Origin of the sequence: Aeromonas sp. s6 (genome assembly GCF_040907815.1) — a bacterium.
Classification (GTDB): domain Bacteria; phylum Pseudomonadota; class Gammaproteobacteria; order Enterobacterales; family Aeromonadaceae; genus Aeromonas; species Aeromonas caviae.
Genome location: NZ_JBFOCN010000121.1, coordinates 59595 through 73047 on the forward strand (window position 1 = coordinate 59595; position 13453 = coordinate 73047).

The following is a 13453-nucleotide window of genomic DNA, read 5'->3' on the forward strand; positions in this document are numbered from 1 at the left end:
TGGGGTAAAGATGAAGGCGACCGGTGAAAAACTGGTCGCTTTTTTTGTTCCATGAAGAGGGTCGTAGATGATGAAGAGACAGAAACGGGACCGTCTGGAGAGAGCTCGCGCTCGTGGTTATCAGGCTGGCGTAGTCGGCAAACAGAAAGAAGCGTGTCCGTACCAGTGCCTGGATGCCAGGGGCCATTGGCTTGGTGGTTGGCGCGATGCCATGGAAGGGCGAGGCTCAGGCCTCTTCATGAAGTAACCGATACTTCATCACTCATTACAAAAGGAAAGGGGCCATCGTGGCCCCTTTACGTTGTCTCTGCTCACCCAGGAGCAGGATCAGAATGCGGTGGTGTCTTTGAACAGGCCCACTTTCAGATCGGTGGCGCTGTAGATGGGGCGACCATCCACTTCCACGACGCCATCGGCAATGCCCATGACCAGTTTGCGGTTGATGACGCGCTTGAAGGTGATTTTGTAGGTGACCTTCTTGGCCGTCGGCAGGATCTGGCCGGTGAACTTGACTTCACCGACACCCAGCGCACGTCCCTTGCCAGGACCCCCTTTCCAGCCCAGGAAGAAGCCGACCAGTTGCCACATGGCATCCAGGCCCAGGCAGCCAGGCATGACGGGATCGCCGGGGAAGTGGCAGTCGAAGAACCAGAGATCCGGCGTGATATCGAGTTCAGCCAGGATTTCACCCTTGCCGTGCTCGCCGCCATGGTCGTTGATCTTGACGATGCGATCCATCATCAGCATGTTGGGGGCGGGCAGCTGGCTGTTACCTTCACCAAATAATTCGCCACGGCTGCAGGCAAGCAGCTCTTCACGGGTAAAGGACTCTTTGCCTTGTTCGCACAGGGAGAGGCGGGGATCAGTGGTGTCGTTATCTAGGGTCACGCTGTTTATCCTTCATATGGGTCAAAGCCGGGCCAATTTAGCTTACAGATGTTCGCCAAACAACTCCGATCACTTCATTTAACGGCCAAGCAGCCGGTCCAGCAGGCTGCGCAGCAGGCCGCCACTCTTGGTTGCCGTGCCATTGAGTTCGTCCAGTCTCTCCTGGATGCGGCCAAACAGGGTATCCGGCATGTCAGGCTCCCCAGCAACGCAGCCGGTGAGCAGCTCGATTGCCTCTTCCACGTGATCCACCGGGTGGATGTGGAACTGGCCGGCCTCTACTGCCGCGATCACTTCATCAGAGAGGTTGAGCTGCTGGGCGTTGGTGCCTGGCAGCAGAATGCCTTGCTTTCCGGTGAGACCGTGGATCTTGCACACCCGGAAGAAGCCCTCAATCTTCTCGTTCACGCCGCCCACGGCCTGCACATTGCCGAACTGGTCGACCGCACCGGTCACGGCGAAGTGCTGATAGATGGGCTGGCGGGCGAGGGCGGAGAGCAGGGCACACAGGCCGGTCAGGGAGGCGCTGTCACCATCGATCTCGTGGTATGACTGCTCGAACACCAGGTTGGCCGAGAGCGGCGAGGGGTTCTCTGCGCCGAACTTGTTGGAGAGGTAGCCGTGGATGATCATCATGGCCTTGGCGTGAATGTGCCCGGCGAGCTCCGCCTTGCGCTCGATGTCAGCAACATCGCCATCCCCGAGGTGGACGGTCGCGGTGAGGCGTACCGGCTCCCCGAAGTCATAGGGATGGCCGGCCACCTGGATGACGGAAAGCCCGTTGATCTGGCCAACCTCTTCACCGTCGGTCTGCAGCAGGATCTGGCCGTCGATGACCCCCTGATCCGATTGCTCCACCAGATAGTTGAGGCGGTAATCCTGTTCTTCCAGGGCGAGCAGGATATGTTCGTCAGTGACGCAGATCGCTTCCAGCTCGCGGGCCAGGCTGTCGGCCATGCGCATGATGGCGCCGAGCTGTACCTCGGAGAGGGATAGCCACTCCTGGTGGTCACACAGGCGGCTGGCATGGCGACAGAGGGCGAGGAGGGCACCTGGGGTGAAATCCAGCAGCGCCCAGCGCGCTCGCAGCCAGGCGAGATATTGCAGGAAGGCGGGGAGATCTTCCTCGATGTTCACTTCGGAGACCAGATCGGCACGCAGGAAGATGCGCTCCGCCATGTCCCTGTCCAGCATCTGGAATTCCGCCACGTCCAGCCTGTCACCGACCAGGATCAACTTGAACCGGATGGGGGTCGCCTCCGGGGTGAAGAACGGCGTCAGCGTCTTGCCTTCCTGATAGGCATTCCAGTCCAGCTCGCCTTTTTGCATGGCGTTCTTGAGCTTGAACCAGAGATGAGGCTGATCCAGCAGCTCATCAAGCTGCAGTATCAGGTAACCACCGTTGGCTTCCCGCAGCAGACCAGGTTCCAAAAGGTGCTGGTTGGCGTAAACGGAGCCTTGTTCCGTCTGATAGTTGATGGAACCGAACAAGGTATCCCAGTTCAGGTCACGGCCGTAGACGACAGGGGCTTGCTGATCCTCATGATGGATCAGCAGGTTGATGAGCACCGGGTGCTGGAACTCGAGGCCCTGGGCGACATGGGCGGCCAGATCGGAGAGGAAATCCACGATCTTGGGGTCGTTGTTCTGTTTGCGGATGATCCGGGTGACCAGCCGCTCGGCGTCGAGATGGTGGCTCATCAGCTTGAGCAGCTCACCGACCATTTCGCAGAACTCGAAACCCGAGCCCGGTTGCAGGCGCAGCCAGATGGGCTTGAAAGGGTTGTTGAGATTCTCGGTATAACAGAGATCGAACAGGTCGCCATCCTTGCCATTCGAAGAGGCGATCAGGGTCTGGCAGACATTCTCGTAATCTGCACCGGGGAAACCGTTGAGGATCATGACCGGGCAGTCACCATCAAAACTGGCCAGCCGTTTGATACCCGAAATCGCTCTGGGTTGCAGGGCGGCAAACGGAATGGGGTCGAGTTCGCCAAGTGTGGGGAACTGCTCAATCGAGAAAGCGGGTTTTAATTGTTCTGATGTTAATTCAGCCACTTAAGACATCCGGTCGGGGATAGGATCAATTGCCACCATTATACACAGTTCGGTTGAGGGTGACAGAATACCAAGATATTTCATTTAACATAATATACATTATGCGCAGTGTCGTATTTTATGAGTCCCAGGGCATAATCAATCAAGGATTGCCTTTAGGTCCCGTGTCTTGGTTATGAGTGCAGTTTTATTGTTCACCATTGGTTATCAGTCATATGTACGGTTCTGGTCGAGCAAGTGATCCAGCGGCTTGCGGCTGGCACTCTCGTGACGTTCCCGGTTGCCGGTGTGCAGGTACTTGGAGGTGGTGTCGATGCTGTCGTGTCCCGCATCGGCTTGTACGTGGGATAAAGGCCGGCCGTGCAGATTGATGTCATGGGTGATACCGGTATGGCGAATGGAGTGCGGCGTCAGGGTTCGCATTTCAGCGGCATCCTGATCAAAACCGTCTTGTTCGGCGAGGCTTGCGGCCTGTTCAAATACCGCCATTACCAGGTCTCGAAGCTGGCGGATACCCAGATTGGCATTGAGTTCGCCTTGTTCGCGGCCATGGGCCGCCGCCTTGTGGCGTACGAACAGCGGGGTCTGCTCGCCGGGGGCCGGCAGTGGCGAAAGGCCAAGAAAGGTACGATAGCGAGTCAGGGCTTCGAGCAGAGCCTGAGAAACGGCCACGGTGCGACGTTTACCGCCTTTGCTGCGGGGAATGTCATAACCCCAGACGCCCGTTTTGGCGTCACGTCGAAACTGGCCCATGACGGGGCTGAAACCCGGCCTGGCCGCCACCTCGGAAATCCGCAGATAACAGGCATACATCAGACAGATGAGAAAGCGGCTGCGCTCATGTTGTGCCGGGCATTCGGCAGCGAGCTGTTCGGCGGCTTGCATCACATAAGACCATTGCAGCTCAGTGAAGGATTGCGCGTCTTCACCAGCCTCCTGGGGGCCCGCACGTTTAACCCGCTGCAGCAGGAGAGCCGGATTGCGATCCATGTACTCCTCCTGGATGAGAAACTGGAAGAAGGCGGACAAAATGGCGAGTTTTGTCTTCATCGCCTGCTCACTCAGTCGATACGGTAGCTCCCGGCCCAGTTCCCGCTTGCCAAGAAACGGACGCCACAGGGGGTTTGGCAACCGTTCCCCCCACTCCTTGTCGAGCACGAACTGGGCGACGTTGCGGTAGGCAATCAGTCTGGACGGTGGCGCCTGGCAATAGTCGAGATAGCGCATCATGATGCGCCTGGTGAGATCCCTGGGGCTGATGGCCACCTCGCAAAAACACCAGTGCAAAAAAGTGGTCAGCTCACTGCGATAGGTCTTGTAGTTGTTTTCGCTGTGGCGCTGCTCCAGCAGCCAGTCGACGGCCAGCTCATACACGATCCCCGCGTCGGGGACTTTGCCAAGACTCAGGGTGGCGAGGTACTGGTTGACCTGGGGATTGCCCGCCTCAAGGTGGTCCACGCTATCGAACAGTGGCATGGCGGGTGGAAGTGCTGGATGAGTCATGATGGTGTGTGATGTCGGTTGAATGTTTTGAACGGGGCCGCCCCCCCCTGATGCCGATAAATGGGGTTATCGGCATCAGGGGTTGCAGTGCGCCTTGGGGGCAACGACCTGAGGCATCTTGCTGTGATACCCCATGATAACGAGCAATCGGCATATTCAATAAATATGCGGTGTGGTTGGAAAATTCTCGGGGAAAAGAGGCGTGACAATGACTTAAGTTGCACTTTTCATGAATGAGAAAGTGGATTCTGCCTCACATCCCCTTCCCCGCCCTTTCGTCTCAAGCCACGCTCTTCAGGGGCTTCCCCTTTGGCAGTTCAGTATCCAGCTTGTCTTCTTTGGGGGAATTCCCCTGCCCTTTTCCACCGCGCAATACCTGCTGCAACTGATCCCGCTGCTCGGCCAGATAAAAGGCCAGACTCTCCTGCTGCTCCGGTGCAAGCGCGACCGGCGCACCCGCCAGCAGTGTCATCAGCTCATCGGCGGTGTCCAGCAGTTTGTCATAGGCATCCGCCTCTTTCTTGCTGGCAAAGGTCATCTTCTCCACTCCCCCACGTACCACAACATACTTGATCTCAACGGCCATCGCGGCGCCCTCCTGATGATAGTGACCGCAAGTATATGTACGTATATACAGTATTGCAAATACCCTCAGCATGTCGGCGTGCATCGCCAGCCCCTGCTTGGCTGGCGGCGGCCAGTTCACAGCGGAAAACACGTCTTTTCAAAGGGGGGTGTGCAGCGCGGCAAGACAGGGCAGGCGTTTTAAGGTAAATTTCATCAATTCCTTCAACAGGTTGAATCGTATGTCGGATCCGCACTCGGTGATTGTCTGTCCGGCCTGTGACTTGCTGATCGAACGCAAGTTGCTGCCGCTGCGCCGTCACGCCCATTGCCCCCGCTGTCATCAGCATCTGTATGGGCGCTATGCCTTTCGCCCTTCCCAGTTGATGGCGCTGACCATCACCGGATTCCTGTTGCTGCCTTCCGCGTTTTTTGAGCCTTTGATCTATCTTCGTCTGGCGGGCGTGAACTCGGACGCCAACCTGATCAAGGGAATTATGATGCTGTATGCCGAGAGCGAGCTCTGGGTGGCAACACTGGTGCTCTGGTGCGCCGTGCTGGCGCCGACAGGGCTGCTGCTCGGGATCTTTGCCCTCGCCTCCGGCCTGGCCAAGCGCTGGCATCTGCTGGCGTGGACCCTCAAAGCGGTCGAGGTATTTCGCCACTGGGCCATGCTGGAGGTGTACATCGTCAGCCTGCTGGTCGCCCTGTTCAAGCTTATCGACATCGCCGACGTGCGCCTGGGAGGCGGTCTGCTGAGCCTGGGTTGTCTGATGCTGCTCAACATGACGTTGCTGATCCTCTTTGATCCTGCCCCTTACTGGGAGCGGATTCCGCTGCAACATGCCTCCCGGGAGCCGGACCATGTCCCCGATCAGCGCCCGTGAACTGGGGCTTTGCCGCTGCCATACCTGTGGGTTGCTGGTGCGCCATCAACACGGCATGAGCTGCCCTCGTTGTCATACCCCCTTGCAGATGCGCATTCCCCATTCCCTCGCCTGGTCATGGGGCCTGCTGGCGCTGGCCACCTTCATGTTGTTGCCTGCAAACCTGCTGCCCATCACCCACTTCTACAACAAGGGATTATTGCAGTCCGATACCATTTTCAGCGGTATCATGGCGCTCTATCGCAGCAAGATGTCCGGCATCGCCACCATAGTACTGACCGCGAGCATCATCGTGCCCATCGGCAAGATCCTGGGTCTTGGCTGGATCTGCTGGCAGTTGCAGCGCAGCAAGCCGGTGCGCCGCAAACGCCAACTCGTCATGTACCGCATCATCGATTTCATCGGACGCTGGTCCATGCTGGACCTGTTCGTCATCTCGCTGATGGTGGCCCTGGTGGATCGCGGCGTGCTGCTCAATGTGCGTGCCGGCCCCGGGGCGACGGCGTTCGCCGGCGTGGTGGTGCTCACCATGATGTCGGCCAGGATGCTCGATACCCGCCTGTTGTGGGACAAGGCGGCCCGTTAATGTTTTTTGTGTCGAACGCGCTGTGCATCACAGCCAATGTAAGGAGTCGGTATGGTCGGGGCTGAGCCCGTCATTGAGAAGCACCGCTGGTTATCACCGGTCTGGTTGCTGCCCTTCATCGCCCTCTTGCTGGCGGGAGGCTTTCTCTACCAGCAGTGGACGAGCAGTGGTCAACTCATTCGCATCAACTTTGCCCAGGGCAACGGTATCTTGCCGGGCAAGACCCAGTTGCGCTATCAGGGGGTCGCCATCGGCGTGGTCCAGGAGCTGGAACTGGCACAGGATGGTCGCAAGATTGCGGTGCTGGCCAAGGTGGACAGCCGTGCCCGCTCCCTCATACGCAAGGGCTCCGACTTCTGGCTGGTGAGTCCGAAGGCGTCACTGACCGAGATCTCCGGCCTGGACACCCTGGTGTCCGGCAACTACATCAACCTGCAACCCGGACGGGAGAACAACCCGCTGGAGGATGAGTTCGATGCCCTGGATGGCCCTCCCCCTGGTTATCAGGCCCAGGGGCGAACCCTGCACCTGACAGCCGATTCTCTGGGGTCGGTGGGCATCGGTGCCAAGATCTATTTCCGCGGGCTGGAGGTGGGCAGTGTCATCAACACCCGTCTTGGGGAAGAGAACCAGAACGTGATCCTGGATCTGGTGATCGAGCCGCGCTTCGAGCACCTCGTCAAGGCGGATACCCGCTTCTGGAACATCAGCGGCATCAAGGGCTCCTTCAGCCTGGCTGGCGTCAGCGTGGAGGCGGGCAGTCTCACCTCCATCCTGAGCGGCGGCATTGCGTTTGACTCCCCCAAGGATTCTCCCGTGGCGCAAAAGGGGGTCAACTTCATCCTCTACAAGGGGCTGGCCGAGGCCGCCCGGGGTGAGCGCATCACCATCCAGGCGGGGACTCTGCCCATCAAGGAAGGGATGCCCATCCTCTATGAGGGCATCGAGATTGGACGCATCGACCCCATTCGCCTCACCGAACAGGGGCGGAGCGTGACGGCCCTCATCAACCCCGAGCAGGCGTTCCGGGTGACCGGCAAGAGTCGTCTGGTGTGGGAGACGGTCTCTCTCTCCCCTGCCGGGATCAAGCATGCGGATCGCCTGCTGGCCGGGCCCGCCATTCGTCTGGACTATGAACCCGGTAAACGGGTCAACACCATGACCCTGGAGAGCCAGGCACAGCGCGGCGGCATCAAGCTGACCCTGCAGGCAGAGGATCTCGCCGGTTTGAGCGAAGGGGCTCCGCTCTGGTTCAAGGGGTTGCAGATAGGTCAGCTCGGGGCACTGACCCTGGATGCCGGCGGCAATGCCAGTGTCGAGTTGCTGGTGAACGAGCGTTATCGCCATCTGCTGCAACGGGCTCGCTTCTATCGCGCCGCCCCCTTGCAGGTGGAGGCGGACCTCAGCGGTATCAAGGTGGAGACCAGCCCGGCCAGTGCCTGGTTGGCGGGGGGCATCAAGCTGGTACAGGCCCCGAAGGGTGACAGGATTGACCGCCTCTACCCCAGCCAGGAGCTGGCCCTGCTTGGGAGCCGCCATGCCAAAGCGGTCAGCTGGACGCTTCGTGCCGCTCAGGCTGATGGGATCGGTGTGGGCTCCCCCGTCCTCTATCTGGGACTGGAAGCGGGCAAGGTCAAGGCGCTGGATGCCGATGATCGCGGGGTGGCCATCACCCTGGAGATCGATGCCATCTATGCTCCTTTGCTCAAGCAGCAACCTCAGTTCTGGAAGAAGGCCGCCATCGACGGCAAGATCCGGCTCGACGGCGTGCAGGTCAAGATGGGGAACCTCGCCACCCTGCTGCGTGGTGCCATCGAATTCGACAAGCTGGGGACAGGTCGCAGCAGTCATCAGCTCTTTGACAGCAAGGAGCAGGCAAGCTCCCAGGTGCGTACCCTCACGCTCACGGCGGATCACAACCCGGGTCTCGGGGTCGGCAGCCCCATCCGCTATCGCGGAGTGGACATCGGCAAGGTGGAGCAGGTGGAACTGGATCCGACCCTGGGCCAGGTAAGCTTCAAGGCCGAGCTGAATGAGCAATATGCCGCGCGCTTCCTGCAATCCGGGGCGCGCTATGCACTGGTGCAGGCCAAGGTCGGGCTGGGAGGCGTTGCCCACCTCGATACCCTGATCAAGGGGGCCTTTGTGGAGGCGACACCGGGCCGAGGGGCTGGCAAGGAGACCTTCCCCTTGAGCCAGAGTGGCCCCGCCGGTCTTGCCCTGACCCTCAAGAGCCCCTCCGTCGATGGCATCAGCGTGGGCAGCCCCCTGCTGTTTCGCAAGATGGTGGTGGGCAGCGTCACCGGCGTGACCCTGGCCCGGGATGGCAGCGAGGTGCTGATCGATGTGAATGTGGATGGACAGTACGCCCATCTGATACGCGCCAACAGCCGGTTCTGGAATGTCTCCGGGGTCAAGGCCGATATCGGGCTGACCGGTGGCACCATCGAGGTCGAAACGGTGCAAAGCCTGCTGGCGGGCGGGATTGCCTTCAATACGCCGGAGCGGGAGATGGGCGCGACCGTCAAGGCGGGCCATCGTTATCCGCTTCATGCCAAGGCAGAGAAAGAGTGGCTGGAGTGGAGTCCCCGCATCTTGCCCTGAGTTATTCCCCTGCTCGTCAAAAACCGGCCTTGTGCCGGTTTTTTTATGGCCTCATGGACTCTCCCATCAAGAAGGGCGGCGCACTGTGGTAAGATGTCGCCCCTCATTTTGGGTCAGCGAGATTGCGCCGTGCACGACAACACCTACCTCCCCGATCACTTCCTGCGTCACATTGCGGAGTTCATGCCATCCCATCTCTCCATGGAGGCATTCGTGGCGAGTTGCCGGCAGCCGCTGCGGCGCAGCATCCGGGTCAACACCCTCAAGATCACGGTATCCGAGTTTGTCGCCCGCATGGCGCCGCTTGGCTGGCAACTGGATCCCGTGCCCTGGTGTGAAACCGGCTTCTGGCTCACCCGCAGTGATGAGAGCGTCCCCCTTGGCAACACGGCCGAGCATCTGTGCGGCCTCTTCTATATTCAGGAAGCGAGCTCCATGTTGCCGGTGACGGCGCTCTTTGCCAGTGAGCAAACCAGAGGGGATGGCATGTTGTTGGACGCGGCCGCCGCCCCTGGCTCCAAGACTACCCAGATCGCGGCGCTGATGGAGAACCGCGGCATGCTGATCGCCAACGAGTTTTCCAGCAGCAGGCTGAAAGTGCTGAGCGCCAATATCCAGCGCTGCGGTGTGACCAACGTCGGCATGACCCATTTCGATGCCAAGGTCTTTGGCCAATGGCTGCCTGAAACCTTCGACGCCATCCTGCTCGACGCCCCCTGCTCCGGCGAGGGGACGGTGCGAAAAGATGAAGACGCGCTGCGCAACTGGAGTCTCGAGAGCATCGACGAGATTGCCGCGGTGCAGCGTGGCCTGCTGGAGAGCGCTTTTCACGCCCTCAAACCCGGCGGCGTACTGGTCTACTCCACCTGCACCCTGAGCCTGCAAGAGAATCAGGCCGTCTGTCAGTCGTTGCAGGAGAAGTTCGGTGATGCCTTCAGCTTTGACTCGTTGGCCGATCTCTTTCCGGGAGCGGAGAAAGCCTGTACACCGGAGGGATACTTGCACGTTTGGCCCCAGATCTTCGACAGTGAAGGATTTTTCGTCGCCCGGTTGCGCAAGCATCACTCCGTGCCCAACACCATGTTCAAACCGGGCAAGCTCGGCAAGTTCCCCTTCTCGCCGCTGCCAGAGAAAGAGGCTGGCCCCATGCTGCGGGAGATTGAAGGGAATTTTGGCATCGTGCCCCATGGCCAACTGTTTGGCCGCAATGACGAGATCTGGCTCTTCCCTCACGCCTTCGAGCAGGTACAGGGGAAGCTGCGCTTCGATCGCATCGGCATCAAGCTGGCTGAGACCTTCAAGAAGGGATATCGATTGACCCATGAATGGGCTCTGGCTTACGGCCATGAGGCGAGTAAGGGATGCGTCGAGCTGGATGCCTCCAATGCCCGTGAATTCATGATGGGACGAGATGTCTGGCCAGAGCAGGATGCCGGGACTGGGGAAGTGATCGTTCGTTACCAGGGGCACCCGCTCGGCATGGGGAAATGGGTGGGGAGTCGCATCAAGAATGCCCTGCCCCGGGAGCTGGTACGGGATAACAACCTGTTCAATGCGTGAGAGTGGGGTCGCTCGAGCAAAAATAGCGCCTGTTCGAGTCTGAAAAACCCCCACTCTGGTTGAACTTTAATCCGGTTCTTGAAATGCCTAGAGCCTTGTCTAAGCTTAAGGCTATCTGCATACCAGTTAGCGCACGGCTCTGCAAGGAGCCAATTCCCCTATGCCAGGTACAAGGAATTCGTACCTGGCTTTTTTTGTCTTCCTTTTTCAATCACGCCGGTTCGATACCATCGTCTATTCGAGTATGTCTGCCGACTCGGGGATATCGCTCTGCTGCGCGTTGGTCGTTTGTTGCAGTTCGTGCTGATAGAGCAGATCGATTGCCTGCTCGATGATGGAGGCCTGACTGTCTTCCAGTTGTTGCCCCAGCATGGCCAACCTCTCTGCATGACGATTGCTTATCCAGCATTGCAACCGGCTGTGGGTTTCCTGCTTGCGCTTCACGTGCTGGCGCTGCCGTTCGGCATTCTCTTGCGCAGCGCTTTTCTTCAATTCCTGGCTATCGTGACCTTCCGACATGTCTACATCGTGAATGTTATCTCTCATTTTTCATTGGCATCTTCTACGAAAGTAAATCGGATTACGACTCTCCCACCGTTATGATGTCTGTGGAGGACGACATGAATATATCACCAGATCAACAGGATATCATTTAACATAAAAAATGGAGAGGCGCGGTTCTCTATAACAACCCATCCAGGGCGTGATCGGAGAACTTGTGGGCATCGTCGAAATATTCCTGCAAGGTGCGCATGTCCTTGTGTCGGGTCACCTCGATGATCTTGTTCATCGGCTTGCCCGCCGTCACCGCCGAGGTGATGAACCCCCGCCGCAAACTGTGGCCACTGACGTGGAGATCGTCGATGGCCTGGCCGGTTCGCCGCTTGATCATCAAGTTGATACCTTGCGGCCCCAGGGGATCTGTCATCAGCTGTCCCCAGCGATTCATTCGACGAAACAGGGGGCCCTCAGCAATCCGGCTTTTTTTCAGCCATTGTTGCAGTGCAGAGACCGGGCAATACCGGGTGCCTGGAATGAGTGCTATCTCCGATTCATGGAGCTGATGTTTGCTTGGCTTGAGACGAAGGCGTATCCCCTGCCCCACAAACTGCACGTCATTCACCTCGATCCTTGCCGCTTCCGACCGACGCAAGGCGCCACTGAACATCAGGAGCAACAGGGTGTAATCCCGAAGTCCCGCCAGGTTGCTGGTATCTATCTCGTCCAGCACGCAGGCCAATGGTTTCAGGGTCAGCGCCCCCGTTTTGCGTTTGCGGTTATCACCGAGCCGTACTATGCCCCGCATCATCTCCTTTATCTCCGCATGCTCGGTCGGCATGGGGTGGATCCCCTTCTGCTTGAAGGCATAACGAATGCCGGCAAGCCGTCTTACCAGGGTGGCCGGTTTGCGAGGTTCCCCGTTGCGAAGCTCCCCCTTCCCTTCTTCTTTGTCCAGCCAGACCCAGTTGGCCAGGATGCCGTCGGCCTGATCCGCCAGAAAATTCATGATGTCGTGGTGTGTTGTCTGCAAGGGATCCAGCCCGTGGAGTTGGCACCAGGAGACAAAGATGCGGGTATCTGCCTGATAGGCATTGAGGGTGGAGTCGGCTTTGGCGCTGCGCAGGAAGCGTCTTGCCCGGCTGTTCAGCTGAGGATCGAAGACGCTCTGCAAAGATTGCTGAACTGGGTTTTGAAGGCGTGGGTAGTTCACTTAACTCTATGATTTAAAGCGGAGTTTCGGTGGATCTTACAGGATCGTCCAGATCTATCAAGTATCGATAATGAATATTATCGATACTTATGAAGAGTGCTTTAACCCATTTCAGCTCCCTCATTTATTCCTCAAACACTCTGTTATGCTTGGTCCGTTTTATCAGGATTGTGGATTTAATCTCATCAGTATCCACTGCAAAAAAAAAGTGAGAGATAACAACTTGGCGTGATTGTTTTTGGATGGGTAATGATAATGCTGATTGTCATAGTAAAACGCCCCGCTATGCGGGGCGTTGTCTGTTATCGCTTTGCCAACTTGAACAATTCGAAGAAATTGTGGCTGGTGGCCTCCGCCAATTCAGCGAGCGATATCTGGCGAAGATCCGCGATAAATTGGGCGACGTCGCGAACAAAGGCCGGCTCATTCTCCCTCCCCCGGTGCGGAACCGGTGCCAGATAGGGAGAGTCGGTTTCAACCAGCAGTCGCTCCAGGGGCAACGCCTTGACCACGGCCTGCAGGGCTGAGGCGTTCTTGAAAGTGGCTATTCCCGAGATGGAAATGTAGAACCCCATGGCCATCGCGGCCTCGGCCATTTCGAGGGACTCGGTGAAGCAGTGCAGCACTCCGCCCACCTGTTCGGCCCCCTCCTCTCGCATGATCCGCAGCGTGTCTTCCTGGGCATCCCGGGTGTGGATGATGAGCGGTTTGTTCAGTGCCCGGGCTACACGAATATGTTCGCGGAAAGAGGCTTGCTGTACATCCTTGTTTTCCGGTGAATAGAAGTAGTCGAGCCCGGTTTCGCCGATGGCCACCACTCTCTCATCTGCCGCCTGAGTCAGCAGCAAGGCAGCATCCACCCCGGGATCCTGATTGAGCGGGTGGACACCGCAGGAGGCAAACACCTGGGGATAGGGAGCGATGGCCTCCATCATGGTCGGGAACTGGGCCTGGGTCACACTCACGCAGAGAAAATATCCCACGCTCTGCTGCGCCGCCTTGGCCAATACATCGGCCATGTCGGTCTGCTTGGAGCCATAACTCAAGCGATCGAGATGGCAATGGGAATCAACGAGTAACATAGACAACCTT

Annotated in this window: 12 protein-coding genes; 5 read left to right on the top strand and 7 right to left on the bottom strand. The window is 58.4% G+C overall.

Annotated features, from left to right (window positions below):
* Positions 1-70: 70 nt before the first annotated feature.
* Entirely contained in the window at positions 71-247 is a 177-nt protein-coding gene (gene rmf, locus AB5Y50_RS18640) for a ribosome modulation factor (RefSeq protein ID WP_010674759.1), read from the top strand.
* Positions 248-327: 80 nt separating this feature from the next.
* Here the strand turns inward: rmf and fabA are convergent, their stop codons facing one another.
* From fabA to AB5Y50_RS18660, 4 genes are all read right to left on the bottom strand, one after another.
* Positions 328-888 carry a 3-hydroxyacyl-[acyl-carrier-protein] dehydratase FabA gene (gene fabA / locus AB5Y50_RS18645; protein ID WP_010674758.1) on the bottom strand — a complete coding sequence of 187 codons (561 nt, stop codon included), beginning with the start codon at positions 886-888 and terminating at the stop codon, positions 328-330.
* 78 nt (positions 889-966) lie between these two features.
* Entirely contained in the window at positions 967-2946 is a 1980-nt protein-coding gene (locus tag AB5Y50_RS18650; protein ID WP_029314542.1) for a Lon protease family protein, read from the bottom strand.
* Positions 2947-3153: 207 nt separating this feature from the next.
* On the bottom strand, positions 3154-4449 hold the full coding sequence (locus AB5Y50_RS18655) for a site-specific integrase (RefSeq protein WP_041201615.1): 1296 nt from the start codon (positions 4447-4449) through the stop codon (positions 3154-3156).
* Positions 4450-4729: 280 nt separating this feature from the next.
* Positions 4730-5035 carry a YebG family protein gene (locus AB5Y50_RS18660; protein WP_010674755.1) on the bottom strand — a complete coding sequence of 102 codons (306 nt, stop codon included), beginning with the start codon at positions 5033-5035 and terminating at the stop codon, positions 4730-4732.
* 220 nt (positions 5036-5255) lie between these two features.
* On the opposite strand from AB5Y50_RS18660, the gene AB5Y50_RS18665 reads away from it, so the two are divergent.
* The 4 genes from AB5Y50_RS18665 to rsmF all read left to right on the top strand — a co-directional run bounded on the left by AB5Y50_RS18665 (position 5256) and on the right by rsmF (position 10650).
* Positions 5256-5900, top strand: a complete 645-nt coding sequence (locus AB5Y50_RS18665; RefSeq protein WP_010674754.1) for a paraquat-inducible protein A — start codon at positions 5256-5258, stop codon at positions 5898-5900.
* Positions 5878-6486 carry a paraquat-inducible protein A gene (locus tag AB5Y50_RS18670; RefSeq protein ID WP_010674753.1) on the top strand — a complete coding sequence of 203 codons (609 nt, stop codon included), beginning with the start codon at positions 5878-5880 and terminating at the stop codon, positions 6484-6486. The genes AB5Y50_RS18665 and AB5Y50_RS18670 overlap by 23 nt, the downstream gene beginning before the upstream one ends.
* A 51-nt stretch (positions 6487-6537) precedes the next feature.
* Positions 6538-9090 carry an MlaD family protein gene (locus AB5Y50_RS18675; RefSeq protein ID WP_010674752.1) on the top strand — a complete coding sequence of 851 codons (2553 nt, stop codon included), beginning with the start codon at positions 6538-6540 and terminating at the stop codon, positions 9088-9090.
* A gap of 129 nt (positions 9091-9219) precedes the next feature.
* On the top strand, positions 9220-10650 hold the full coding sequence (gene rsmF / locus AB5Y50_RS18680; protein ID WP_029314541.1) for a 16S rRNA (cytosine(1407)-C(5))-methyltransferase RsmF: 1431 nt from the start codon (positions 9220-9222) through the stop codon (positions 10648-10650).
* 234 nt (positions 10651-10884) lie between these two features.
* On the opposite strand, the gene AB5Y50_RS18685 is transcribed toward rsmF, so the two are convergent.
* From AB5Y50_RS18685 to AB5Y50_RS18695, 3 genes are all read right to left on the bottom strand, one after another.
* Positions 10885-11169 (bottom strand): RepB family protein, encoded by a 285-nt coding sequence (locus tag AB5Y50_RS18685; RefSeq protein WP_041201618.1) that lies wholly within the window; start codon positions 11167-11169, stop codon positions 10885-10887.
* 163 nt (positions 11170-11332) lie between these two features.
* On the bottom strand, positions 11333-12361 hold the full coding sequence (locus tag AB5Y50_RS18690) for a site-specific integrase (protein WP_029314538.1): 1029 nt from the start codon (positions 12359-12361) through the stop codon (positions 11333-11335).
* Positions 12362-12663: 302 nt separating this feature from the next.
* A complete protein-coding gene (locus AB5Y50_RS18695) occupies positions 12664-13443 on the bottom strand; it encodes a TatD family hydrolase (protein ID WP_029314537.1) in 780 nt (259 codons plus the stop codon).
* Positions 13444-13453: the final 10 nt, after the last annotated feature.

What these genes read in the sequence shown, in the direction of transcription:
- rmf (WP_010674759.1), top strand. Translation starts at nt 71, where the DNA reads ATGAAGAGACAGAAACGGGACCGTCTGGAGAGAGCTCGCGCTCGTGGT.
- AB5Y50_RS18660 (WP_010674755.1), bottom strand. Translation starts at nt 5,035, where the DNA reads ATGGCCGTTGAGATCAAGTATGTTGTGGTACGTGGGGGAGTGGAGAAG.
- AB5Y50_RS18695 (WP_029314537.1), bottom strand. Translation starts at nt 13,443, where the DNA reads ATGTTACTCGTTGATTCCCATTGCCATCTCGATCGCTTGAGTTATGGC.
- AB5Y50_RS18665 (WP_010674754.1), top strand. Translation starts at nt 5,256, where the DNA reads ATGTCGGATCCGCACTCGGTGATTGTCTGTCCGGCCTGTGACTTGCTG.
- AB5Y50_RS18685 (WP_041201618.1), bottom strand. Translation starts at nt 11,169, where the DNA reads ATGTCGGAAGGTCACGATAGCCAGGAATTGAAGAAAAGCGCTGCGCAA.
- AB5Y50_RS18675 (WP_010674752.1), top strand. Translation starts at nt 6,538, where the DNA reads ATGGTCGGGGCTGAGCCCGTCATTGAGAAGCACCGCTGGTTATCACCG.
- AB5Y50_RS18670 (WP_010674753.1), top strand. Translation starts at nt 5,878, where the DNA reads ATGTCCCCGATCAGCGCCCGTGAACTGGGGCTTTGCCGCTGCCATACC.
- AB5Y50_RS18655 (WP_041201615.1), bottom strand. Translation starts at nt 4,449, where the DNA reads ATGACTCATCCAGCACTTCCACCCGCCATGCCACTGTTCGATAGCGTG.